Source organism: Cellulomonas chitinilytica (assembly GCF_016862675.1).
GTDB lineage: Bacteria > Actinomycetota > Actinomycetes > Actinomycetales > Cellulomonadaceae > Cellulomonas > Cellulomonas chitinilytica.
In genome coordinates this window covers 1-598 of record NZ_BONK01000043.1, presented here as the reverse complement: position 1 = coordinate 598, position 598 = coordinate 1, and the positions used below count along the sequence as shown (strand labels likewise).

1 protein-coding gene is annotated in these 598 nt (G+C 78.4%); it reads left to right on the top strand.

The window, feature by feature from the left end; all coding sequences use genetic code 11:
• Positions 1 to 541, top strand: a 541-nt coding sequence (locus Cch01nite_RS22610; protein ID WP_203758775.1) for a hypothetical protein, incomplete at its 5' end; no start/stop codon positions are given.
• Positions 542 to 598: the final 57 nt, after the last annotated feature.

The following is a 598-nucleotide window of genomic DNA, read 5'->3' as shown; positions in this document are numbered from 1 at the left end:
CTCGGGCGGTGGGACCGGTGGCGGTCTCGGCGGTGGGAACCCGACGCTGGGCGGTGGGCTGGCCGGTGCGGCGACGGTGGGTGGTGCGCTGCTCGGCTCGGGTGCGATGGGTCGCCTCGGCGCTGGAGCGCTCACCGGGGGGACCGGTGCCGGTCTCGGTGGTGCGCGCGGCGGGTCGAGCCTGCCGGGCGGTCTGGGTGGCCCGCTCGGGGCCGGTGCGGGTGGGACGCTCGGTGGTGCCCGCGGCGCGGGTTCCGGGTCGTCGCTGACCGGGTCCTCGTCGCTGGTCGCCGGTGCGCAGGGGCCCGGTGCGGGCACCGCGGCCGGTGCGCGCGCCGGTGGCGCGGGTGCGCCGATGGCCGGCGGTGGTGGTGGCGGTGGGGGGCAGTCCTCCAAGCGTCGCCGTAACTCGTTGGGCTACATGGCCCCCGACCTCGGCCTCGACGACGACGACAACCCCGTCTCGGCCACCGGCCGCGCCGGCTCACGCGACGCCCGCCCCCAGGTCACCCTCGACACCCCGGACGACGACACCTGGTGACGTGGTGCCGTCCGCGCACGGCCGCCGACGGTGACGACCGGGCCGACCGCACGGTTG